General features: G+C 45.1%; 19 protein-coding genes. 12 read left to right on the top strand and 7 right to left on the bottom strand.

What is annotated here, in order from left to right; genetic code table 11:
* Positions 1-12: 12 nt before the first annotated feature.
* Entirely contained in the window at positions 13-156 is a 144-nt protein-coding gene (locus OSC7112_RS40145) for a hypothetical protein (protein ID WP_190274264.1), read from the bottom strand.
* A gap of 7 nt (positions 157-163) precedes the next feature.
* Here OSC7112_RS40145 and OSC7112_RS24190 point away from each other — a divergent pair, with 7 nt between their 5' ends.
* Together OSC7112_RS24190 and OSC7112_RS24185 are read left to right on the top strand one after the other, a co-directional pair.
* The gene (locus OSC7112_RS24190; RefSeq protein WP_015178356.1) at positions 164-1,120 is read left to right on the top strand and encodes a GDSL-type esterase/lipase family protein; all 957 of its coding nucleotides are present in this window, start codon (positions 164-166) and stop codon (positions 1,118-1,120) included.
* A 366-nt stretch (positions 1,121-1,486) separates the two neighbouring features.
* Complete coding sequence (locus tag OSC7112_RS24185) at positions 1,487-4,297, top strand: chloride channel protein (RefSeq protein WP_015178355.1); 2,811 nt, start codon at positions 1,487-1,489, stop codon at positions 4,295-4,297.
* Between the two features lie 77 nt (positions 4,298-4,374).
* Here the strand turns inward: OSC7112_RS24185 and OSC7112_RS24180 are convergent, their stop codons facing one another.
* Complete coding sequence (locus OSC7112_RS24180) at positions 4,375-5,886, bottom strand: hydroxysqualene dehydroxylase (RefSeq protein ID WP_015178354.1); 1,512 nt, start codon at positions 5,884-5,886, stop codon at positions 4,375-4,377.
* 101 nt (positions 5,887-5,987) lie between these two features.
* Between OSC7112_RS24180 and OSC7112_RS24175 the strand changes: the two genes are divergently transcribed.
* From OSC7112_RS24175 to OSC7112_RS24160, 4 genes are all read left to right on the top strand, one after another.
* The gene (locus OSC7112_RS24175; RefSeq protein ID WP_015178353.1) at positions 5,988-6,833 is read left to right on the top strand and encodes an ABC transporter permease; all 846 of its coding nucleotides are present in this window, start codon (positions 5,988-5,990) and stop codon (positions 6,831-6,833) included.
* A 110-nt stretch (positions 6,834-6,943) separates the two neighbouring features.
* Positions 6,944-7,795: an ABC transporter permease gene (locus tag OSC7112_RS24170; protein ID WP_015178352.1), complete on the top strand. Its 852-nt coding sequence runs from the start codon at positions 6,944-6,946 to the stop codon at positions 7,793-7,795.
* Positions 7,796-7,846: 51 nt separating this feature from the next.
* A complete protein-coding gene (locus OSC7112_RS24165) occupies positions 7,847-8,908 on the top strand; it encodes an ABC transporter substrate-binding protein (RefSeq protein WP_015178351.1) in 1,062 nt (353 codons plus the stop codon).
* A 189-nt stretch (positions 8,909-9,097) separates the two neighbouring features.
* On the top strand, positions 9,098-10,186 hold the full coding sequence (locus OSC7112_RS24160) for an ABC transporter ATP-binding protein (RefSeq protein ID WP_015178350.1): 1,089 nt from the start codon (positions 9,098-9,100) through the stop codon (positions 10,184-10,186).
* A 165-nt stretch (positions 10,187-10,351) separates the two neighbouring features.
* Here OSC7112_RS24160 and OSC7112_RS24155 read toward each other — a convergent pair whose 3' ends face one another.
* Positions 10,352-12,439, bottom strand: coding sequence for a thioredoxin domain-containing protein (locus OSC7112_RS24155; protein ID WP_015178349.1), 2,088 nt, complete (start codon positions 12,437-12,439; stop codon positions 10,352-10,354).
* Between the two features lie 127 nt (positions 12,440-12,566).
* Here OSC7112_RS24155 and OSC7112_RS24150 point away from each other — a divergent pair, with 127 nt between their 5' ends.
* From OSC7112_RS24150 to OSC7112_RS24120, 6 genes are all read left to right on the top strand, one after another.
* Entirely contained in the window at positions 12,567-14,141 is a 1,575-nt protein-coding gene (locus tag OSC7112_RS24150) for an outer membrane protein assembly factor BamB family protein (protein ID WP_015178348.1), read from the top strand.
* Between the two features lie 299 nt (positions 14,142-14,440).
* Positions 14,441-14,587 (top strand): 2TM domain-containing protein, encoded by a 147-nt coding sequence (locus OSC7112_RS24145; RefSeq protein ID WP_317623917.1) that lies wholly within the window; start codon positions 14,441-14,443, stop codon positions 14,585-14,587.
* 61 nt (positions 14,588-14,648) lie between these two features.
* Entirely contained in the window at positions 14,649-14,795 is a 147-nt protein-coding gene (locus tag OSC7112_RS40140; RefSeq protein WP_190274263.1) for a hypothetical protein, read from the top strand.
* 1,434 nt (positions 14,796-16,229) lie between these two features.
* A complete protein-coding gene (locus OSC7112_RS24140) occupies positions 16,230-16,946 on the top strand; it encodes a PEP-CTERM sorting domain-containing protein (RefSeq protein WP_223300685.1) in 717 nt (238 codons plus the stop codon).
* A 1,267-nt stretch (positions 16,947-18,213) separates the two neighbouring features.
* Positions 18,214-19,053: a cyanoexosortase A gene (gene crtA / locus OSC7112_RS24125; protein ID WP_015178346.1), complete on the top strand. Its 840-nt coding sequence runs from the start codon at positions 18,214-18,216 to the stop codon at positions 19,051-19,053.
* Between the two features lie 169 nt (positions 19,054-19,222).
* A complete protein-coding gene (locus OSC7112_RS24120; RefSeq protein ID WP_015178345.1) occupies positions 19,223-19,720 on the top strand; it encodes a 2TM domain-containing protein in 498 nt (165 codons plus the stop codon).
* 555 nt (positions 19,721-20,275) lie between these two features.
* Here OSC7112_RS24120 and OSC7112_RS41245 read toward each other — a convergent pair.
* From OSC7112_RS41245 to OSC7112_RS38575, 4 genes are all read right to left on the bottom strand, one after another.
* The gene (locus tag OSC7112_RS41245) at positions 20,276-20,881 is read right to left on the bottom strand and encodes an NB-ARC domain-containing protein (RefSeq protein WP_051041551.1); all 606 of its coding nucleotides are present in this window, start codon (positions 20,879-20,881) and stop codon (positions 20,276-20,278) included.
* Between the two features lie 18 nt (positions 20,882-20,899).
* Positions 20,900-21,139: a helix-turn-helix domain-containing protein gene (locus OSC7112_RS42650; protein ID WP_071884002.1), complete on the bottom strand. Its 240-nt coding sequence runs from the start codon at positions 21,137-21,139 to the stop codon at positions 20,900-20,902.
* Between the two features lie 497 nt (positions 21,140-21,636).
* On the bottom strand, positions 21,637-21,798 hold the full coding sequence (locus OSC7112_RS40135) for a hypothetical protein (protein ID WP_190274262.1): 162 nt from the start codon (positions 21,796-21,798) through the stop codon (positions 21,637-21,639).
* A 74-nt stretch (positions 21,799-21,872) separates the two neighbouring features.
* Complete coding sequence (locus tag OSC7112_RS38575; protein WP_150111599.1) at positions 21,873-22,136, bottom strand: hypothetical protein; 264 nt, start codon at positions 22,134-22,136, stop codon at positions 21,873-21,875.
* Between the last annotated feature and the right edge of the window lie 291 nt (positions 22,137-22,427).

Genomic DNA, 22,427 nt, shown 5'->3' with positions numbered 1-22,427 from the left:
AGTTGGTAGTTGTCAGTTAACAGTCAACAACCAACAGTCAACCATTCCCCATTCCCCATTCCCCATTCCCCATTCCCCATTCCCCATTCCCCATTCCCCATTCCCCATTCCCCATTCCCCATTCCCCATTCCCCATTCCCCATTCCCCATTCCCACACATAATATGCGTATTTGTTTTATCGGCGATTCTTTTGTAAACGGTACTTGCGATCCCAAATGTCTCGGTTGGACAGGAAGGATTTGCGCGGCCGCTTGCGGACAAGGACACGATATTACCTACTACAATTTAGGCATAAGGGGAGAAACCAGTGCCGATATAGAAACTCGTTGGTTCAACGAAGTTTCTTGCCGCTTACCTCACTACGGCGACGGCAGAATAGTATTTTCCTTTGGCGTCAACGACACTTACCTAGAAAACGAAAAAATTCGCATAGAAGTTGAAAAATCAATTGAAAATGCTCGCTATATTCTCACGTCAGCCAAAGAAATATTTCCAGTATTAATGGTAGGGCCACCCCCAGTTATTGATGCCGATCGTACAAGGCGGATTGCCAACTTATCCGAACAGTTTGCCAGAGTTTGCAGCGAGTTAAACGTGCCTTATCTAGATGTTTGCACCCCGCTGCAAACATCGGAAATTTGGCAAAAAGAACTTACCGAAAACGATGGCTCCCATCCGGGCGCCGCCGGTTACGCTGAATTGGCGAAAATAGTTCACAATTGGGACGGTTGGAAAGCTTGGTTTAAAAATATCAATATATCAGATAAAGAGACTGTCACGCTGTTCCGAGCCGTCGGAAAAAAAGAAATGGAACTGATTAAAGAAAGCGATTTTATGGAATTTCCCCCGCGCTTATCTTTTCAGCCTACTTTTTATCCCGTGCTTCAAAAAGCCTATGCCATACAAATAGCGCGAGATTGGAATACAAAAGATGCAGCATCGGGATATTTCGGCTATGTTAGCTGCTTTCGGGTGGCGGCAGAATTCTTGAAAAAATATCCCGTACAAACTGTGGGCAGTTCGAGTCACCAAGAATATTGGATTCCCGCCGAAGAATTGGCTCAGTTCAATCAAAACATTGTGGGAAAAATAGAAATTTTTGCAGAATATCAACCCTAAAATAGCAGCGATATCTGCTAGAATTTAATCAATTTGAAGTTGTGAGCTTTGAGTGCTAGGGCACTCTGAGAGATTGGGCAAGGGGAATACTGCTAGTCTTGAGACAATTGCTGTCAAGTCGCGAGATATATTTGGGTAAATCGCAGACACGAACAAACAGTATTTGGGGCGACACTGCCGGCCAGCGGCCAGTCTGATTTAGAAGTGCCGGATTTGACAACACTGGTGGAGGCTATAAGGTAAAAAAATCGCAGATTGATATCAAATCCGTTAGCATCGGAATTATAGCAGATTTCAGGTAAGTATCGAAGGATTTTTTGCTAAAGTGCGATAGAGCAGAGAATTATCAGCCCATCTACGCTATTTATGCCGTACATTAGTATCCCTAAAGAATTTAGGGAACCTTCCAGGGTCATCAAATCTCAACTTTTTTTACGGCCGAAACGCCTAGCCATTTTTGAAGCTTGTCTGATCGGTTTAATTTCAGGACTCGCTGGGGTTTTGCTCAAATCAGGAGTCGGATGGCTCGGCAGTTGGCGAGTTGCTACCTCGACAGTAATTCCAGCTTGGATCTTACTGCCGGGGGTCGGTTTGTGCGGCGGGTTGCTAACAGGTTTTTTGGTTGAGCGTTTTGCTCCCGAAACAGCAGGCAGCGGCATTCCTCACGTCAAAGCTGCTCTCGGCGGAGTCAATCTTTCCTTAGATTTGCGAGTAGCTGTCGCCAAACTTATGACCACTATTTTAGCCGTTGGTTCCGGTTTAACTTTAGGCAGGCAAGGCCCGACTGTACAAATAGGAGCATCTTTAGCCGGCTGGATAGGTCATTTGATGCCAACTTCCCCAGACTACCGCCGACAATTGATTGCTTGCGGTGCTGCTGCCGGATTGGCTGCTGGTTTCAATGCTCCCATTGCAGGAGTTTTGTTTGTAGTTGAAGAACTGCTGCACGACGTTTCGGGATTGACTTTAGGGACTGCAATTATCGCTTCATTTATCGGTGCAGTTGTCTCGCAGCTTTTGGGCGGCGATAGTTTAAATTTGAATCTTCGCGAGTACCCAAGCAGTTTTCAAGCTCAGGAAATTCCGTTCTACATACTGTTAGGAGTTTTAGCGGGCTTGCTGGGCGCTTTGTTCAGCAAAGGGATTATTGCTAGCTTGCAATTTAACAGGCGATCGCTCAAATTAGCTTTGCCCGTCAGAGTGGCTGTAGCTGGCATAATCTGCGGTTTAGTAATAGCTTTTCTCCCAGAAACTTTCCGCAACAATACGGGTTTGCGGGAGTTTCTGCTGACCGGTGAAGCAAGCGGGATAACGAGTTTAATTGCTTTTGTAGCTCACTTTTTTCTGACAATTATTTCTGCTGCTTCTGGAGCTCCGGGAGGATTGTTTTCCCCTTCCCTCGTTATGGGTTCTGCACTCGGTCACATGGTGGGCATTGTGCAGGTAGATGTCCTGGGCGTCGGTTTGCCGGTAACTTACGCTTTGGCGGGAATGGGAGCGTTTTTTTGCGCGGTTACTAGAGCGCCGATTACTGCGGTAGTAATTGTGTTTGAAATTACGGCGGATTTCAAATTAGTGCTGCCTTTGATGATCGGTTCTGTAGTTGCTTATTTAGTCGCAGAAAAGGTAGACAGCGGCTCGCTGTACACTCACCTTTTGGAGTTTAACGGCATTCAACTGACAAAGGCAAAAGCTGCCACCAATACTTTGAGCGACTTGCACGCAGATGACGTGATGCAGCGCCGAGTTGAAACTCTTTCGAGTCTGCTGACTTTCGATGAAGTGATCCAGGCATTTTCGCGATCGCACCACCGAGGATTTCCAGTAGTTGAAGATGGCAAATTAGTCGGAATTGTCAGTCAAACGGATTTGGCAAATGCCCGTGAGCGCAATTTGTCAGGCAACTCCCTGCTTAAAGAATTTATGACCGTACAGCCGATCGCAGTCAAAGCAAAGGATACTTTAAGCGAGGTATTGTACAGGCTCAACAACTACAATATCAGTCGCTTGCCAGTCGTAGAAGGCCGGCGTTTGGTGGGAATTATTACCCGCAGCGACATTATCCGAGTTGAATCCGATCGCCTCAGCGGAGAAACAACCCAGGGCCCGCATCCAGAACCTTCTTATATTGTCTATCAAACCAGGGCCCCGCAAGTCGGAAACGGTCGATTATTAGTGCCGCTTTCCAATCCCCAAACAGCACCCGCTTTGCTGCGGCTGGCGGCGGCGATCGCGCGCGATCGCAATTACGAATTAGAATGCCTGCAAATCATCTTAGTACCGCGCAACAGTTCCCCCTCAGAAAGCGCCGTGCGGACAACCAAAAGCCGCCGCCTGCTGCAACAAGCCGAGCGAATTATTCGCAATTTGAACTTGCCGGTACACACCCAAATACGGGTAGCTCATGACGTGCCTCACGCGATTTTAGAGACAATTAAGGAGCGACATATCGATTTAATTTTGATGGGCTGGCAAGGCGAAATTTCCACAACAGGACGCATTTTTGGCGATGTGGTCGATACTGTAATTCGGCAAGCCGGCTGCGAGGTTATTTTAGTTAAATGGAGCGAAAAAATATTAGCAACCCGCAATAAACATGAGTTTCCCACCGCTTTTAGCGGGCGGAAATATGCGTCTGTAGAATGGGAATTCAATGCCGAAGGAGTTGACGGTGCAGATAATCCCACATTGGCAGCCTCAGATTCATCACCAACTCCAGAGACTGAACTTTCCCCGCCGAATTCAGACATTCCAGGGCCAGAATTGGGGCTGCACACGCTGATGGGTTTGCACCGCTGGTTGGTGCCTATTCGCGGCGGTTACAAGCAAGCTGCGGCTTTGCGGCTGCTACCTGCTTTGGTGGCTGCGAGTGCTGTACCGGAGATTAAATTGTGTCAGGTTCATCAGCCTTCTGTTGCAGAACCCGATCGCGGAGAATTAAAGCAAGCGGCGGAGTTTATCAAGCGCCGGGTTAGCTGTTCGATAATAGCGACTTCGGTTTGCGCTACATCGGTTTCTGATGCTTTAATTGATTTGGCTCAGAACGATCAGTGCGATGCGATCGTCCTGGGAGCGAGCCGTGAAGGGCTGCTGAAGCAGGTGATTCACGGGAACATTCCGGAAGCTGTGGCGCGCGGGTGCGACTGTACAGTCATTTTAGTGCGATCGGCCTCTTAGCTAACCAGACGGGAATCCCCCTTCTTCCTGACATCCGTTAAATGCGTTACCGCATCCGTTGGCGAATTTCCTTCTTCTTATGGCAGCCAAAAATCGGGAAGGAATGTTTTACTCAAACTGCGAGCAAACTGATTAATCTTTCTCCCGATTTGAATGTGCGGTTCGTCAGCTTCCACGGGAATAATTGCCGCTTTGTTCCCGATTCCGAAACGCGAAATTACCAAATTTGCCGCCTCCAAACCAGTAACATAAGCTTTTTCCTGCGACCAAGAACCGTGACGGGTCACAACCCAATCTCCGCTCATCAATACATTATCATAACTTGTTACCGCAGGCAACAAATACTGATAGCTGCCAGGGGCAAAATGCGTCACCGCCCGCGACAGCCGAATCGCGCTGCTGTCAATTACTTTTGCCTCCCGAAAAGCGGGGATGCAAGTGGCTAAATCCCGCTGAACTAAGGAAACAATTTCCTCATCTTTCAGGGGAATTAATTGATTGGCGTGATAAAAGTCAGCTTCGACAACTGTTCCAGGTTCGTCTCGAAATTCGTCGTGCAAAGCATTCAAATCAAAAAACGTCCAACCTGTAGTTGAACTAAATCCAAAACAGGCATTGGAAGGCAGGGGAATCTCTATTTTTCGGTCAAACCACAGGCGAACAGCTAACACGTCAACTGCACCCAAATTCATCGCGTCCCGAAACTCTTGGCGGCTTTGCAAAGCTGGGCTGCTGCTGATAATTTTTTGCATTCCCGTGACGCCAACTGCAAAAATAACTGCATCTGCCTCGAAGGTTTCTTCGCCGCAAACAACGCCTGTGGCTCGGTTGTTGCTGTCAACTATTACATCAGTAACTCGCTGCTTTGTCAATACTTTTGCACCGAGTTTTTCAATGCGTTCTACCCACGGGCGAAAGATTTTTTCTCCGACTGTGCCGCGACACCAAACTACATCAAAATCCGGTTGGTGGGCTAAGATGAAGTAATAAAGCATTCCCAAAGCTGCGGCAGCAGAACATTGTTCTCCTGGTGCAAATAAACCTACTAATAACATCGGTTCAAAAGCATCGCGGTACAGTCTTGCAGAAACGCCAAACTGTTTGAATAGTTCGCGGGCTGTGACGCGATCGTACCTGCGCCAAGCTTCGTCGGAATTGTCGAAATCTAGGACGGCGTAGAGTAAGGGCAAGGCTGAAAGCCGATCGACTAATGGCAGCCTTTTAAATCGCGTGTAAAGAAAAGTTCCTAACGGTGTGGGAAGGATCGGTTCGTCCTGAAAAATTGGCGATTCTACTTCCAATCCGGCCGGTGAATACTGACAAGAACGAGTCCAAGGTGTGAAGGGATCGATTCCTAATTCCTTGACTAAGGAAAAGATATTTTGGTAGGGATACCAGAAGCCATGAATCCCAGCTTCTACGGAACGCCCGCCGGCGGTTTTCCACCCTGCAACTAAGCCGCCCGGATAAGGGCCTGCTTCTAACAAAGTTACGTCATAGCCTTGCTGGGCTAGGTGATAGGTAGCGCCTAAACCGGCCCATCCTGCACCGACGACGACTATTTTTGGGGTTGACGATTCTGCTGACATTGCGTACCTCTTGATAATTTATTAATGATGACATAATTCATAAAATACGGATTTGATATAAAATGTGTTGGATTATGTGCTAAATTTCGCTTGAATGAATAATGAGTGTCAAAAACCGCCAGCAAACTAACCTGTTGCTGCTATTATTTCCCGCTACCGCATGGCTGATGGTTTTCTTCATTTTGCCAGTGCTAATTGTCCTTTTGTACAGTTTTTTAGAACGCGGTACTTACGGTGGCGTTACTTGGATATTTACTCTCAGCAACTACCAGCGTTTGTTCAGCGGACTTTTCTTAGGAGTAATTGGGCGATCGCTCTGGCTGGCATTTTTAACAACTGCTGCTTGCTGGTTAGTTGGCTATCCCCTAGCCTTCTTCATCGCCACCCGTTCTCCCCGCTGGCGAAATGCTTTGCTTTTGCTAGTAATCATTCCATTTTGGACTAACTTTTTAGTGAGAACCTACGCCTGGATCGTACTCCTGCGTAGCGAAGGAGTAGTTAACACAGCCTTGCAAAGCTTGCAAATTATTAGCGCACCGTTAAACTTGCTTTTTACGCCTTTCGCTGTGGCGCTCGGTCTTATTTACGGCTATTTACCTTTCATGGTTTTGCCTTTATATTCTAGCATAGAACGATTCAATTTTTCATTGGTAGAAGCCGCTCACGATTTAGGGGCTAATGATATCAGAACTTTCTGGCGCGTATTTTTACCATTAACAAGTCGCGGTATTGTTGCGGGATCTATTTTAGTTTTTGTTCCCGCCGTCGGCGCTTTCATCACACCGGATATATTGGGCGGATCTAAAACAATTATGGTGGGAAATTTGATTCAAAATCAGTTTATGAAAGCCCGCGATTGGCCTTTTGGCTCAGCGCTTTCTATGCTGTTGACGGTAATCATATTGATTCCTGTGTTAATTTATTTCCGCGTCTCTGACGAAACTTAAACAGGTAGATTGAGATTTACAGTTGGGTGGGGGCGGGTTTATGAGATTATTGGTCTTAGGCACAGATTGTCTGTAAAACCCGCCCCTACAGGCGAACCTATTTTTGACTAATGACTGAACTAGATTTACTCGTGCGGGCGATCGGCAAAAAGTGGCTTTGGGTACAAGCTGCACTAGCATTTGCCTTTCTTTACTTGCCAATTCTCATCTTAATTATTTACTCCTTTAACGCCTCCAGATTCAATGCCGTTTGGCGCGGCTTTACCCTCGATTGGTACCGCAGTTTGTTTAGCAATGCAGGCGGGACGATTGCTACGAGTAGCAGCGCCGGAATCTTGACTGCACTCAACAACAGCTTGCTAATTGCAGCTATTTCGACGGTGTTAGCGACAATTTTTGGTACAATGCTGGCGTTAGCACTCGAACGCTTTCATTTCCCAGGACGCAAAGCAGTAGAAGCTTTACTGTTTTTGCCGATTATTATGCCCGAAATTACGATCGGCATTTCGCTGCTAGTTTTCTTTACCCTAGTATTTCGGATCGTAGAAAATCTCACGGGAATTCGCCTCAATCTCGGCTTACCTACCGTAATTATCGGTCACGTTGTCTTTAATATTTCCTTTGTGACTGTTACTGTCAGGGCGCGTTTGGCGGAACTCGATCCTCAATTAGAACAAGCAGCTTTTGACTTAGGCGCTAACGAATGGCGGGCTTTTTGGCGCATCACTCTCCCTCTGATTTGGCCCGCTATTTTCAGCGCTGCACTGCTGGCTTTTACTTTGTCGCTGGACGATTTTGTCGTGACATTTTTTACCACCGGCGTCGGTTCAGTGACGCTGCCGCTATTTGTTTACGGCATGATAAAATTTGCTGTCACGCCAGCGATTAATGCCATTTCAACTTTGATGTTGTTGGCTTCCTTATTGCTGGTTTTATCATCGTTCAAAGTTAAAAAAACTTAAAAAAATTGCTTTCTGTGTCATAATTATTGTCGTCTGCAACTAACAAAACCTATGAAACGCCTGCTGACTTTCCTACTTTTATTTGTGATGAGTGCAACGGTGGCTTTCGGCTGTAGCCCCACAGGTGGCAACCAGCAGCAAGTGCTCAGCATTTACAATTATGCAAGTTATATCGCCCCAGAAGCGATCGCCCAATTCGAGAAAGAGAACAATGTTAAAATTCAATACGACACTTTCGAGAACAGCGACGCACTCTATGCCAAACTCAAACAGGGAAACCCCGGTTACGACTTAATATTTCCCGCCGATTACATGGTGAAAATCATGATCGCAGACAATATAATTGAGCCGCTCAATTTAAACAATATTCCCAACAAAAAAAACCTAGAACCTAAGTTTATCAATCAAGCTTTTGACCCGGAGAACAAATATTCCCTCCCCTACCAGTGGGGAACGATGGGAATTGGCTACAACGTGAAAACTATCCAGGGAGAAATTAACAGTTGGGGGGTGATGTTCGACCCAAAATATACCGGAAAAGTCGCGTGGCAAGACGATGCCAGATACACACTGGCAGGAGTTTTAATGTATTTAGGATTTGATCCAAATACAACCAATCCCGAAGAAATTAACAAAGCCCGCGATTTGCTGATTAAAAGTAAAAATATCATTGCAGCTTTTGTCCCCGATACAGGTCAAAATATGCTAGATCAAGGAGAAGTAAATTTGACAATGGAATGGAGCGGTGATATTTTCCAAGTGATGAAAGAAAATCCTAATCTCCGTTACGCTATTCCCAAAGAAGGAACAATCATTTTTTCTGACAACATGGCCATTCCCAAAGGTGCGCCCCAGAAAGAGTTAGCGGAGAAATTTATTAACTTTATTTTGCAGCCAGAAGTAGGCGCCCAAATTTCCAATTTTACCCACTTCGGATCGCCCAACAAAGCAGCAATCGATCGAGGTTTAATCGACCCGAAAGATTTAAAAAATCCTCAAATTTACCCGCCGGCTGAGGTGTTTGGCAAAATGAAATTATTGCAGGATGTCGGGAAAGCAACTGCATTGTACGATCGAGCTTGGACGGAAGTTAAAGCAGGGGCCGGAAAGTAAGCTATTCCACATTTAACTTGCATATTTGGGGCGGGCTAGAAGCCCACCCCACAAGAGTTAAATTATTTATGGATCGGCAATTTAAATGCTGATTAGCTGAGATAGAATTCGTAGGGTGCGTCAGCAGATATTAATTTTATAGATAAACTATAAGCTAATCACTGATGCACCCTACCAGGATAGATAATAATGCACGCTGTCGAAGTTTTAGAAGTTTCCAAAGTATTTAAAAGTGTCCGCAGTCAAGATTTCTTAGCTGTAGACAACATCAACCTGCAAATTTACGATCGAGAATTCTTTTCTTTACTCGGCCCTTCCGGCTGCGGCAAAACTACAACTTTGCGAATGATCGCTGGTTTTGAAATTCCCACAGCCGGCGAAATTTACATTCACGGCCAACCGATGCAAAATCGCCCGCCATTTCACCGCCCAGTAAATACGGTATTTCAAAACTATGCTTTATTTCCGCACATGACAGTAGCACAAAATGCCGCTTTTGGGTTGGAAATGGAGAATTTGCCTCAGAAAACAATTCGCGATCGCGTTGCTGAAGCCTTAGCATTAGTACAGTTAACCGAGGTAGGAAAACGCTATCCCCGGCAACTGTCAGGGGGACAGCAGCAGCGAGTAGCACTAGCAAGAGCATTAGTCAAACAGCCGTCTGTTTTGCTGTTGGATGAACCCCTAGGAGCGCTGGATTTAAAATTGCGTAAAGAGATGCAATTAGAATTAAAAAAAATGCAGCGAAAATTGGGAATTACGTTTATTTATGTCACTCACGATCAGGAAGAAGCACTAACAATGTCGGACAGAATTGCAGTGATGGATGGAGGAAAACTGCAACAAGTAGGGACGCCTGTTGATATTTATGAATATCCTAAAACGCGGTTTGTTGCTGATTTTATTGGCGAGAGCAATTTTTTAAGTGGTCGAGTAGTAGAAAAGCAAAACGGTACAATAATCGTGTTGGTTGACCAGCAGTTAGCCGTGTTAGTTGCAACAGCCGAAGATATCCCCCCTGGGAAAGTTGTTACCCTGGTGTTGCGGCCAGAAAAAGCTGCTATTTATCCGGCTAATTATGAGGTTGAAAATAGCTGGCCGGGAATAGTAGAAGAGGCTATTTATATTGGCACTGACACGCGCTATACGGTGCGGTTGACTGCTAAAAGTTCGATCGCCCTTCGCCGACAAAACTTGCACAGAGATGACTTGCAGCGACACCAAGTAGGCGACAGCGTTCGAGTTGCCGTGCCGCCGGAAAGTATTTGCATTTGTTGACACTCAAGCGGGCTGAAGCCACTGAGATTCTTTGGAAGATTGAGGAGCAGACTGAAGATGCGATTCCTTCCCGGTAGGAGATAATCTACTTCTTCCTTCTGCTTCCTCCTTCTTCCTTCGCGTTTTTCGCGTCTTCGCGGTTCAATAATATAGACAGTATTGGTACTAAACCCGCGTTTGACTTTGCAAAATTTCCTCCAACAGCCGCTCTTGACTTTTCGCAGGTTCCTTGCAAGTCAAACACTCGCAAACTAACCCGATAACACCTTCAGGCAAATCAGCCTCAATCTGACATACAGCAGTCGGATAATACTGCGAAATCAACCCCGAAATCTGGTCTGGTGACGTGCGAATCAGGGTAGAATGCTGATACCAGTCGATCGCCGAAAGTAGACTCGGACAAGCTTGCGGAGAATCTTGCACAATACTGCTGAAAGCTTGCAAACCTTGCTCCGCGCGATCGAGATATTCCAAATTCGGGCCCAACAGCGCGAGGCGAACCAAAGACGCGATCGCAATTCCATTCGCCGCCGGAGTTGCATTGTCTATATAGCTGCGTTCCCGCACCAACAAATCTCCGCTAGCATCCTGAGCAGTATTGTAATATCCTCCCAATTCCACGCTCCACAAAAACTCATCAAACTCTTCTTGCACCTGCAGAGCTTTCTCCAACCAAAACTGAGAATTCGGCAACTGTTTTGCCTCTTCCCCGTTACCTAAAGTCAAACTCGCTTGGTGCAAATCCAACAAAGCTTTCACAAACAAAGCATAATCTTCCGACTGCGCGGTTACAGCAGATTGTCCGTCATAATTCAACCGCTGAAATCGCCCCTCCGTCCACTGATTGTCTAAAATAAAATTAGCCGCTTTCACAGCTAATTCGAGATATTCCAAATTGCCAAAAACAGCCGCAGCGCGGGCTAAACCGGAAATCATTAAGCTATTCCAAGCAGCAATCATTTTCGTGTCAGTAACGGCGGGAATTCTACCCGGCCAACTGTCGTTTTTAGCTTCTTGATTGTTGCGGGCTGGCGGAAAGGTTTTTACAGTATTGGGATTGCCACCGTAGCGAACAGCAAAGAGTTTAGCCAAAGCTGTTTCTACCGTGTCGCTCAGTCTTCCCGGATGGCGGCGCTGCAATACATTCTTGCCTTCAAAATTGCCGCTGCGACTAACAGTAAACTGTGCTTTAATTTCCGCCAATTCCTCAGCAGTTAATAGTTGTTCCAGTTCGGCATAAGTCCAGACATAAAATGCTCCTTCTTCCGGTTCAACTTCTTCAGAAGTGTTAAAGCTGTCCGCATCCTGTGCAGCATAAAAATAGCCTGTTGGCGCAATCATTTCTCGTTTCAACCATTCTACTGTCCCCGCGATCGCAGTTTCAAAAGCCGGTTCTTGTATTCCCGCGCTCCACAAATTTGCTAAATACTCAACAATTTGACCGTTGTCGTAGAGCATTTTTTCAAAGTGCGGGACAGTCCAAGTCGCGTCAACCGTGTAGCGGTGAAATCCGCCTCCCACGTGGTCGTAAATGCCGCCCAATGCTAAGTCTAATCCGCGCTGAGTGCAGACTTGTTTGCTGTCGTATTTTGATTCAAAATTAAATCGCGTTCCCCGCAGTGCTAGCTCAGCATAAGGTATCATGGGAAAACTGGGGCCGGGGTTGTGGCCTGCCACAATTCCGGTGTTGATTTCTAAGCCTTTTTGGAAGAGTTCGCGATTTAGTTCGGCGGTCACTCCTGACAGCGCGGCCGACTGTTGGAGGTTGCTTAAAATCTCTGCTTTGAAGGCTTCTACTTTGCCTTTTTCTGTGTCGTAAAAGCGGCGAATTGCTTGCAAAACTTCTAAAAATCCCGGCCGTCCGTAGCGCGGTTCTACGGGGAAATAAGTGCCTCCGTAGAAGGGAACTCGCTCGTCTGGAGTGAGAAAAACGTTGAGCGGCCAACCGCCTTGACCGGTCATCATTTGCAAGGTTTGCATATAAATGCTGTCGATATCCGGGCGTTCTTCGCGATCGACTTTTATCGGTATAAAATGCGAATTCATGTATTGGGCGATCGCGCGATCGGAAAATGCTTCTCCTTCCATCACCGTACACCAGTGGCAGCTAGAGTAGCCAATTGACAGGAAAATCGGTTTATTTTCGCTTCGGGCCGTTTCTAGGGCTTCGTCGCACCAAGGCCACCAGTCGATCGGATTTTCGGCGTGTTTCCGCAGGTAAAGGCTTTGGGATTGAGCAAGACGGTTGACCATAATCAAATCCACTTTAACTCGTGCTGGGTAAGCTTGTCAGTTCTCTAGCAGTTTAGCGCGAGATGTTTTAGTTGAGTGGTTGCTGATAATTATGTTTTAATATTAAGGCTGATTATCTCGATCTAATATGAGCTTATCATCTCGGAGAACCTTCAATCAACAGCTAGGACTATTTTTGCTGAGTGCTGCTGTTCCTCCTGCTGTTATCAAACCGATCCAAACAGACTCCTCGGAGCAAGCTTTATTAGAAACTAATCTTAACAATTTCCTGGCTAAAGCAGACCCAGAAATAGAATTATTAGTCCCGACCTTTTTAGGTAACGACAAGCGTCGGTTCTACGGCAGAGGTGTTCCGAAAAGTTTGAAGTTAATCGACAAATTTGAGCTAGGAAGCGGACGGACTTTTCTGGGAAGGCGATCGCAAATTTGGAGCGGCGCGGGTTGGACTGGACAGCCCACAATTACCAGAGACCGGGGGAAAACTTATTTAATTATAGGTTCTTTCGACCACAATTTGCGAAAAATAGATATTGCTACCAATAAAGAAGTTTGGCGCTATAAATTTGATGATATAATCAAAGGTTCATCAACGATTTATATTGATGAAAAAGCTAGCCCCGAAAACAGAATTGTAATTTTGCAAGGCAGCCGCAGTGGCGGTGGTGGCCAAAGTGTCGTGCCGAGTTTTAGGGCAATATCTTTTAGAACTGGCAAGGAACTTTGGAAATTGGACATCAGGAGAACGCCCAGCTACAGCCGCGATAATGACAGCAGCGCTTTGGACATCGGCGGTGGCGTTTTGTTCAATGCGGGGGAAAATGCGATCGGCTATTTTCTCGACAGTTCCACAAGCAATGCAAAAATCAAACAAGGCATCAACCAGCCAAATATCTTGTCAGAAGTACAGCTTTATGCAGCAGGAGATATCAGCAAACACGGCGGAAACTTGGTAGCGGAATCATCGCCATCACGGCTCAAAGATAGAATATTTATAGCTGCTGGTTCCGGTCATATTTACGGTATTAGCATTGAAACTAAAAAGATAGTTTGGGATTTTTATACTGGTTCAGATTTGGATGGAAGTGCTGTAATTTCTAAATCAGGGAAACTGTTTTGTGCCATTGAAAAACAATACATTCAAGGCAACGGCGGAGTGCTGAAGCTGAATCCAAACAAGGAACCGAATGCCAGCGTCGAATGGTTTTTGCCGACGGGAAATCGCAGGCTTTCTAGCTGGGAAGGCGGGATAATTGGCTCGGTGGCGTTGAATGACGAGTACAATTCAGGGGAGTTTCCGGCGCTGTTTGCCACAAATGCGATCGACGGCAATTTGTACATCGGTTCCCAAGATATGATTACAGGTAAAAAAATAGCAGTACCTTGGCGAAACCAGTCTTACGATACTCCGGTAATAGTATTTAAAAAAGCCATTGGTTCTTCAATTTCTACTCCGATTTTTACCGATGGCAATAAACTGATCGGTGCGGGATACAACGGTGTTTATTTGTTCACTTTGAATTGGGAACGAGCGAAGTCTGGGGAGCGGAATGCTTTGAAAAACGCTAAAGGGGAGTTTTACCGTTTGAAAGTAATAGAATCGGGGAGATTTAAGCCGGGTTTGTCATTTGAGGCGACGCCTGTAGTTTGGGACGGAATTGTGAGGATTTGCGCGAGGGATGGCTGGATGTATACTTTGGGTTAGTTATTGGTATTTTGTACCTCTATCGGGAACAGCCCGGAAAGCCTGTTCCACAATAAGTAGACTTTGTTGTGGAACAGGCCGGAAAGCCTGTTCTTAAAAGGGTGTTGAAATCCGCAAATGCCACTACCTGGCGTTTAACTGCGCTTATGTCTTTCATATAAAGAATGTCAGGAGTTATCGGAAACTTCTTATAGCAATCCTCGCATCATTTGTGAATTTTTTACTCCCTCCCTTTAGTAAGGGGAGGGTTGGGGTGGGGTAAAAAATTAACGACTCCTGCAAGGATTGCTATAGCAGCAGTGCACGGGCTTGATTGGTCGCTGTTGATTTTACTAAGGTGGGGCTTGGGATTGTTGCTGAATGCTTGGAATGTCGATCGAACTGAAGGGGAAGAGTACGAAAAAGCGTTTCAGCGGTGGCGGTTGAAGAAACAGGTGGGACAGTGAAAAGCGCTTTTTATCGGTATAAAGTGCGAATTCATGTATTGGACGATCGCGCGATCGCCAAATGCTTCACATTCCATCACCCTTGTATCTTAAAAGAGTGAGGACGGTCGATCGCCATATCAATCAGGCGATCGCTGATAATTTAGATGTCAAACGAGTCGATCGTCTCGGAGAACCTTCAATCAACGGCTGCGAAAATTTTTGCTGACTGCGGCGGTTCCTCCTGCCGTCCTCAAACAATGCCAAACAGAATCTGGGAATTGACGGAGTGAGAAACCCGCTGAAACCTCGATATTTAGAGGGTTTAGGCTCTTGAACCTCCCTCAAGAGAGTAGTAATTATCACAAGTTTATTGACCATTTTGATGGTAGCGGACGCGAACAATCGTGATTAGACCCTGCAGAAAGTCTAAAAATTAGCGATCGCACGCACGCATTTTTTTGATGACAAGCTACTCAAACCCTTACTGCGTCAACTATTTCTACTTGCCGATCGCCCGTTAAATCTTGGAATCGAGCTTTTTCGGAAAAATAATATCAACCAATTTTTAGCGAAAGCAGACCCAGAAATAGAATTATTAGTCCCAACATTTTTAGATAACGACCACCGCGCCTTCTACGGTAGACCCAGGGCTGTTTCATTCTCTTGTAGCGGCAGCCCCCCGTCGCTGCCCCCATCCCACCAAATGCCTAACAAATCCTGGATGGGTCGGCATTCAGGGCACAACCCGTACAAAAAGCTGGTTTTCCGTAGGGGCAATCCCCCCGTGGTTGCCCCGAAACAGCCCTGACGGTAGAGGCGTTCCGCAAACTATGTCCCAGAAAGTCGAGTCGTCCCTTTAGTCGGTCAAACTTCAGGCGTCACAGATAATAACGAGTACCGAAACCATTGGTCTCTAAACTGAGATGTTGCACCACGATCGATCGGGCTGTTTTGGGCGGGCTAGAAGAGCCCAACCCCTACTCCCCACAAGAAAACTCATTCTTCGCTTCACGGGCCAGAGAGCGCGTTCTTGATAATGGTGCAACATATATAGCCTTTCGAGCTCTCATATGAGGTACTCCGCGGGCATGGGGCATCGGGCATCGGGCATGGGGCATCGGGCATGGGGCATCGGGCATCGGGCATGGGCCCGCGTAGGGCATACCTCACTTTTTTGAGAACCGCTGTAAGTCTAAATGGCGCTTGTTGCTGAATCCGAAAGCGAGAATCGACGCACCGAATACGATCCAAGATTTTGTCCTGAGTTATAGCCCACATTCGGCAGCTTCAACTGTCACCATCGGTTTTTACCTATTTTTATCCAGCAATCAAGGTCTCACTTAAATTTTTCTACCGTACATTAACGGATAAAAAACTTGTTCAGGGCATAATTTAGAGCTTTAAAAGAGTTTTATCAGTAATTATGCCGTGCGATCCCCCTGTTTAGGGAGCTGGGTTATAGCTTTTTGAAAGAGAGAAAAGTCAGGACAAAAATCCGGGTGGCAGCACCCCTATTTTTTGATTTACACCATAGGAAATAGCTAGCTAGAGGTCGTCAATTTAGGCATTTGGGCTAAATCAAATCAGCGGATTCTCAATCTTCATCGAATCTTTATCAAAACTACTTGCATTAACTTGTGCTTCCGTTTACATTGAATATGTGAAGGAAAAAAACCTGCTGCCAGTCAACATAAAAATAAAGGTGTCAACCATGAAATCCCCATTAAACTTAGTCAAATCTATTTTAGTTGTTGCCGGTGTCGCCGCTGTTAGTGCAGTATCCGCAGCACCTGCATCTGCCTTCAGCTTTGGTAATATCGCTGGTGGCGATACGGTTGGAGATAACTATCTAAATAGCTTTTCATTTGACGTAATTGACAAAGGTGCATCAGTTCTTTTTAACATCTCCAACTCTGGAAATGCTGCTGCCCCTAGTATGTTTATCGGTAAAGTTCTCTTTGATGATAATGGCTATCTGTCTAATGCCGTGGCTAACGTAGGTAACGTGGGTGATGTATCCTTTAGTGGTGGTCTTAGTAACGATCAGTTGCCTCAAGGTGGTAATGGTTTCACTACAAACTATGCCTTCACAAGGGATAATGGTGCTGGTAATAAATGGGGTGTCCAAGGTAGCGAAACTTTCGGAGTGAGCTTTACTGGAAATTATGCTAATGTCATTTCCGCTTTGAATAGCGGTGCCTTAAAATTAGGTTTGCACGTTCAAGCCTTACCCAATGGTGCAAGCGATTCTTACATCAGCAGCACTAGCAACACTGAAGCTACTCCTGAACCTTTAACAATGCTTGCTGCGGGAGCCGCTGTTGGATTTGGTACTATGTTCAAAAAGCAACGCGCTCAGGCTCAAAAAGCTGAATAGGCGATCGTTTGAACTCGTTTTCGAGTCGGGCTTAATGCCACACTGATTATTTTATGAACAAGCTAAAAACCTGGTTTCTTGGTGAAACCAGGTTTATTCTTATCTGATAGCGCGCCACCGTGAAAACCCCGGACTTGGAAGCCGAGCTCAAGGGAGCACCTCATATTTGTAAAAACACTTCTTCTGGCTCCTTCCTTCTGACCGAGAATTTCAAAGGTGGTACCCGCCACGCGATCGATCCGTAGAATCAATCGAAAGCATCTCAAATCTAAAATCCTTGCATCCCCCGAATTTATCTCGCGCAAGTCAATCCCAAATCTCAAATCTCAAATCTCAAATCTCAAATCTCAAATCGAATGACCGAGAATTTCAAAGGTGGTACCCGCCACGCGATCGATCCGTAGAATCAATCGAAAGCATCTCAAATCTAAAATCCTTGCATCCCCCGAATTTATCTCGCGCAAGTCAATCCCAAATCTCAAATCTCAAATCTCAAATCTAAAATCGAATGACTCTTTCCTCCTGCCTCGCAGCCTCGGGGCTCCCAACTCCAATTTCTAGCGGAGGGCTGCTTTCATAGAGATGCTCCCGTCAAATCGCCCCTAGACAGCGCATTTAAGAACTACCGTAAGGCTGTTTCTGAAGCATTTCCCTAAAGACACTGAAATTCTTGAAAAGCAGATAATCACCATTGAGCATGGCTCGAACTCTAACTCGCTCAGCCGTATTTACTCGAACCTCAGTGTCACACCATGCGCTGTGCCAATTGCGTCTACTCTCAAGAAATCCAAGCCTCATTGAGGCTACTTATTTTTAATTTTTGTTGATTCACTCCCTTTTTAGTCTTTGCTTACAGGGGCCAAGTAAGCAAGCGCTAGGCATTCAACCAATCATTTCGAGTAGCAGTCTTGTCACTAGGTGTCCTAATACTGAGCTATGGGTTGCATCTGAGTCTCACCATTCATCAAATTCCAGAGTGTTTACTAACCTCATCTCAAAGATTTACGGCCTTTAAAATCCCCCAAGTCCTTTCCGTAGGAAGGGTTCAAGCTACGGAGTTGTCCACATCCCGTACTATTTTTATGATATGATCTAACAATAGTCTGGACTGTTTTTAGTTCGTAGTCTGAAACCCTCAATTTTACGTTGGTACTTTGATTGCCGAATTGCATGGAAACCCTTATTCTACGGTTGGCCATCAAAAACTGTCCCAAGTATGGCTCTCATCAATCAACTAATAACTAATAACTAATAACTAATATCAATAATGTTCAAGAAAAAACTTTTTTGGCTCATAATTATCGCCACAGCTTTAGTCACTCTGAATATGACACTCCTGTGGAAACTGGGCGATATTGCTCATTTTTGGATGAGTATAGTTTTTTGGTCCGCTGTGGGTTCCCTGCTTTGGGACAACCAGGATATTCTCAAACAAAATGAGGAGATAAAAAGTGACCTATTATCGACAGTAGCAGGGACGCTCTTAATAGCTTTGATTTTATTTAAAAGTGCTGTGGTTTCCAGTAAATTCGATCCTTTCTTAAGACTTGCACCTTTTTTGTCTGGTTTAGGTTTGAGCCTGATTGCGGTAGGTTTTCACAACTTAAAACTATATTGGCGTGAATTGGTAATACTATTTTTTCATGGCACCCCCAGTGTAATTACGTTACCTTTAGTGGATTTTATTACCTCGCTTACTGCTAAATTTGCTTATTATTCTTTGTGGTATGTCGGTTTTAATGTAACACGTGACGGTAATTATGTTGCTTTACCGACAGGAAGGGTGTTGGTAAATGGGGGTTGTTCGGGTATAGAGGCAATGAATTACTTATTAGGTTTAGCTGTTGTTTGTTTGGTGATGTTCCCTACTAAACAAAATAAGGCTTTGGTAATAGGTTTCGCTGTCATTTGTGGTTTTATTGTTAATGTTTTTAGAGTGGCGGGAATGGCATTGTTAGTTGCATCTAATCGCCTAGATTTGTTTAAATATTGGCATGAGGGTGAAGGTTCTTTAGTGGTGGGAATGATTGCGGTAATTTTGTTTGGGATATTTTATCAATTTATGTTGAAACGAGATAGCAAACTTAGTCAAAGCTCGGGAAATTAATTAGTTGCAATTTGAGGTAATATATTGGTTATTCGATTTCCCCTCCCACAGTCAGGAGTCTCGCTCACTCAAATGTCCGGGTGTTGAAATCCGCCAATGTCACTACCTGCCGTTTAACGGCGTCTATATCTATCATAGAAAGGATGTCAGAAATTATAGGAAACTCGTTATGGCAACTCATGAAACTCAAATAAGTCAAGTTTACGGTTCAGAGGATGCTCAAGGTATTTTACAGCTTGCGATCGCGCGGCGACAGGATGAAGGGGAATTATCCAGAGTGCAGCTTTTCGAGATTGCAGCGGAATTGGGCATTTCCGAACAGGATATTCTGGCGGCGGAACAACAATGGTTAGCAACTAGAGGAGAATTTCAAGAAAAGCTGGTTTTTAACACTTACCGTCGTCGCAAATTGCATAAAAATGTGACCAAGTACGCAATTATCAATACTTTTCTAGTTTTGTTTAATCTAGCAGGTTCGCACGAGCTTTCTTGGTCGCTATTCATTTTACTAACATGGGGATTGGGATTGTCGCTGAATGCTTGGAATGTTTATCAAACTGAAGGGGAAGATTACGAACAAGCGTTTCAGCGGTGGCGTTTGAAGAAACAAGTCGGAGAGTCTATTGGTACTGCGACGAATAAGTTTATGAAGTGGTTGCAGTCGTGATATGCAGTCATTTTTCTTGTGGGTCGCCCGCACCTTACTACTTACATCTCATCTTCCCTCGCGAAAATATTGATTTTTCACATATTGTCTCATCACTGGCGATAAACTGAACAGCGCTTGATTATTCTGTTCTTTTTTTTCAATCAATGCTCGATTTCCCAATGATTGCGGCACATTGAATAAATCGTCCGGCGATAATTGCACATTTTCTAGAATTTGAGGAATAGAAACAGGCTCGATTTCATTCCCAATGCTGCAGATTACCTGTTTCTATATTTCAGATAAGCGATCGCACTGCAATCTTACTTTCAATTCGTCTCCCAAGAAGAGCGTATCATATTTTAAGAATGCGGCAACTCGACCGCTAAATAATTCTTGAATCATGGCGGCAACTATTTTCAAACACAAGGGATTGCCTCGGTAAGTGTTAATCAGGGTTTCCCTTTTCTCCGGTTCTAGTAAACCTCGATCTCTGAGAATTTCGCCCGCTGCTCCACCTAAACCGTGGAGTGGTAAGGTGCGAACGCGGGCGTTTTCTCTGTTTAATGCGACAATTTATCTAGGCTCTTCCCAACTATTTACGATTAAGCAACTGTTGTGGCAATTTTCGCCAATACGTTTGAATAGGGTACTGTAATTTTCATATTCTGGTCGATAATTGCCTGCTATTTGTCCGCTGCTAAGAATTGTTTGTACGTCGTCTAGGATGATGAGACAGCGGTGCGATCGCAATTTTTCCATTAACAACGATAGCAGTTCATCGGTGCTGGCTGGCACTTCGGTTTCGTGCCGATTAGAGAGAAAATTAATTAGGCTTTTCAGGGTAGTTTCGAGAGTTGGAGATGTGCCTAGACTTCGCCAAATTATATAGTCAAATTGATGCTGAATTTGTGGGAGGAGGTGAAGTGCGATCGCCGTTTTGCCAATTCCGCTGATTCCTAATATTGCGACTAGGCGGGTGCGATCCTTTACAATCCACTGTTGTAGGGTAGCGAGTTCGGACGTGCGGCCATAAAATGAGCTGATATCTGGTGCATCTCTTAAGTCTTGGTGTATTTGGGGCTGAGTATTTTCTGCGATGGGGGTGGAGGGCGTGAGATCTTTTGGAACTTCTGGGGAGTTTACAATATCTCTACAAAGATTGATGTTATTATGGGCCAAATTATTATTTAATTTTGATTAAATAATAGAAAATCTCCACCTCTCTATTGCGGAACGAAAATTTGATTGATTAACTTCTTCACGTAATACATCTGAGATAATTTCCCATAATTCCGAGGCAACATCCCTAACATGACCCTCGCTACGATGTAATTGCTCAGCAATTTTTTGGTATTTCTCACCTTGCCAAGTACCTCGCAATATAGCCTCTTGCGGGTTATCTATAGCAAGTCTATTTGAGTCGTGAATGTAGAACAACCTGAAACGTTTGTGATGATTGAATCCATTGTTTACAAATCAAATGGTTTTGCTATAGGTGTTTTCCCGTCTTGCTGAAAACTAGGTTTTCCAGATATCCTTTCTGACCATTGCCGGAGTTTTAGCTGTTAACATCTCCATTTTCTTTCGTTGTTTTAAGATGCCGGAGACTAACTTCAGCAGCAGACCAGCGCCGTCCATATAACTGAGTTAATTTTTGAACAGTGTAGCGCTGGGCATCGAGTAACGTTGTGACTACAATAATACGCTCTTGTCGAAAGCCACGGCGTTGAATTCGCTCTTCAGACTTCCCGAACAATGAAATTAGATGGTAATTCCTCAAATTCCTCATTACTGATGTGTTTGGGACAATGTTGGGGCTTATTCCAGACTACTTTATGGTCGCCAATTCCCAACTTCTTACCCCGCCCTTAAGTCCTTTTTACGGAGATGATTTTTCCGAAAAACAGCGTCTGCTCCCTGCTGTTTTACCAAAACTAAATCGAGATAATTGCCGCACAGGCTCGATCGGCTAATATCACATCGGAGGGAACTAAATTCGCATACAACAGGCGACTCATCACAATCTCACTCGTCGCCAATGAAGCAATACCAGCCGATACCACTGCACCTGTGAGCAATGAAAAGAGCACTACCATTTTCGCGATGGGAAAATCCACACCCAGTTTTTTGATTGCTGTGTTGCGGATACTCAGCTTGATTGGGCTGGGTATCACTCATCAACACGGTTGTGCCGGCGAGATCCCGCACCTGTCGTCCACACCATTGCTGTTAGGCGAGGAACTTGCTTTTCTAGTGCCTCTGCCACTACGGGTACTAACTGTTGGACAAGTCTTTCAGGTAGTCGTTGACGAGCTTTACTGTATGCCCCCGTGTCTGAAGAAGGAGGCTTGACTCGAGCTACACTCAGCCAGGTACTCATCCCCTTCACCGCTTGACTCAAACTTTTGTCTGGATCTAGTACCTGAGATACCATCGCCCATAAGGTCACTATCGGTGTATTGACGCTGTTGTAGTATCTGAGATCCTCGCCCGGCCAGAAGCTCTTTGACTTTAGAGTCTGGTAGCAATTCTTTCCAGGGTAAGGCGACGCTCTGTAAAAATTGTTGCTTGAGAATAGACGCACGATTGGGCATACTAGAGAGAGATATTTTGGTTTGTAAGGCAATTATCTACGCAGATATTGCCTTAGATATTTTTTTTTGCTCACTTTTTCAGTGCCATTGGACTAAAGTCCTTATACCAATTTTATGTGAAGTTGCATATA

This window comes from Oscillatoria nigro-viridis PCC 7112 (genome assembly GCF_000317475.1).
GTDB lineage: Bacteria > Cyanobacteriota > Cyanobacteriia > Cyanobacteriales > Microcoleaceae > Microcoleus > Microcoleus nigroviridis.
This window is presented reverse-complemented; position numbering and strand designations above follow the sequence as displayed.

Excerpts from the sequence above, each read along its gene's own strand:
- OSC7112_RS24160 (WP_015178350.1), top strand. The coding sequence starts at position 9,098 with ATGCACGCTGTCGAAGTTTTAGAAGTTTCCAAAGTATTTAAAAGTGTC.
- OSC7112_RS38575 (WP_150111599.1), bottom strand. The coding sequence starts at position 22,136 with ATGGTATCTCAGGTACTAGATCCAGACAAAAGTTTGAGTCAAGCGGTG.
- OSC7112_RS24155 (WP_015178349.1), bottom strand. The coding sequence starts at position 12,439 with ATGGTCAACCGTCTTGCTCAATCCCAAAGCCTTTACCTGCGGAAACAC.
- OSC7112_RS24175 (WP_015178353.1), top strand. The coding sequence starts at position 5,988 with ATGAGTGTCAAAAACCGCCAGCAAACTAACCTGTTGCTGCTATTATTT.
- OSC7112_RS24170 (WP_015178352.1), top strand. The coding sequence starts at position 6,944 with ATGACTGAACTAGATTTACTCGTGCGGGCGATCGGCAAAAAGTGGCTT.
- OSC7112_RS24190 (WP_015178356.1), top strand. The coding sequence starts at position 164 with ATGCGTATTTGTTTTATCGGCGATTCTTTTGTAAACGGTACTTGCGAT.
- OSC7112_RS24150 (WP_015178348.1), top strand. The coding sequence starts at position 12,567 with ATGAGCTTATCATCTCGGAGAACCTTCAATCAACAGCTAGGACTATTT.
- OSC7112_RS40135 (WP_190274262.1), bottom strand. The coding sequence starts at position 21,798 with ATGGTAGTGCTCTTTTCATTGCTCACAGGTGCAGTGGTATCGGCTGGT.
- OSC7112_RS24185 (WP_015178355.1), top strand. The coding sequence starts at position 1,487 with ATGCCGTACATTAGTATCCCTAAAGAATTTAGGGAACCTTCCAGGGTC.
- OSC7112_RS24180 (WP_015178354.1), bottom strand. The coding sequence starts at position 5,886 with ATGTCAGCAGAATCGTCAACCCCAAAAATAGTCGTCGTCGGTGCAGGA.
- OSC7112_RS24120 (WP_015178345.1), top strand. The coding sequence starts at position 19,223 with ATGGCAACTCATGAAACTCAAATAAGTCAAGTTTACGGTTCAGAGGAT.
- OSC7112_RS24165 (WP_015178351.1), top strand. The coding sequence starts at position 7,847 with ATGAAACGCCTGCTGACTTTCCTACTTTTATTTGTGATGAGTGCAACG.
- OSC7112_RS40140 (WP_190274263.1), top strand. The coding sequence starts at position 14,649 with ATGCTTCACATTCCATCACCCTTGTATCTTAAAAGAGTGAGGACGGTC.
- crtA (WP_015178346.1), top strand. The coding sequence starts at position 18,214 with ATGTTCAAGAAAAAACTTTTTTGGCTCATAATTATCGCCACAGCTTTA.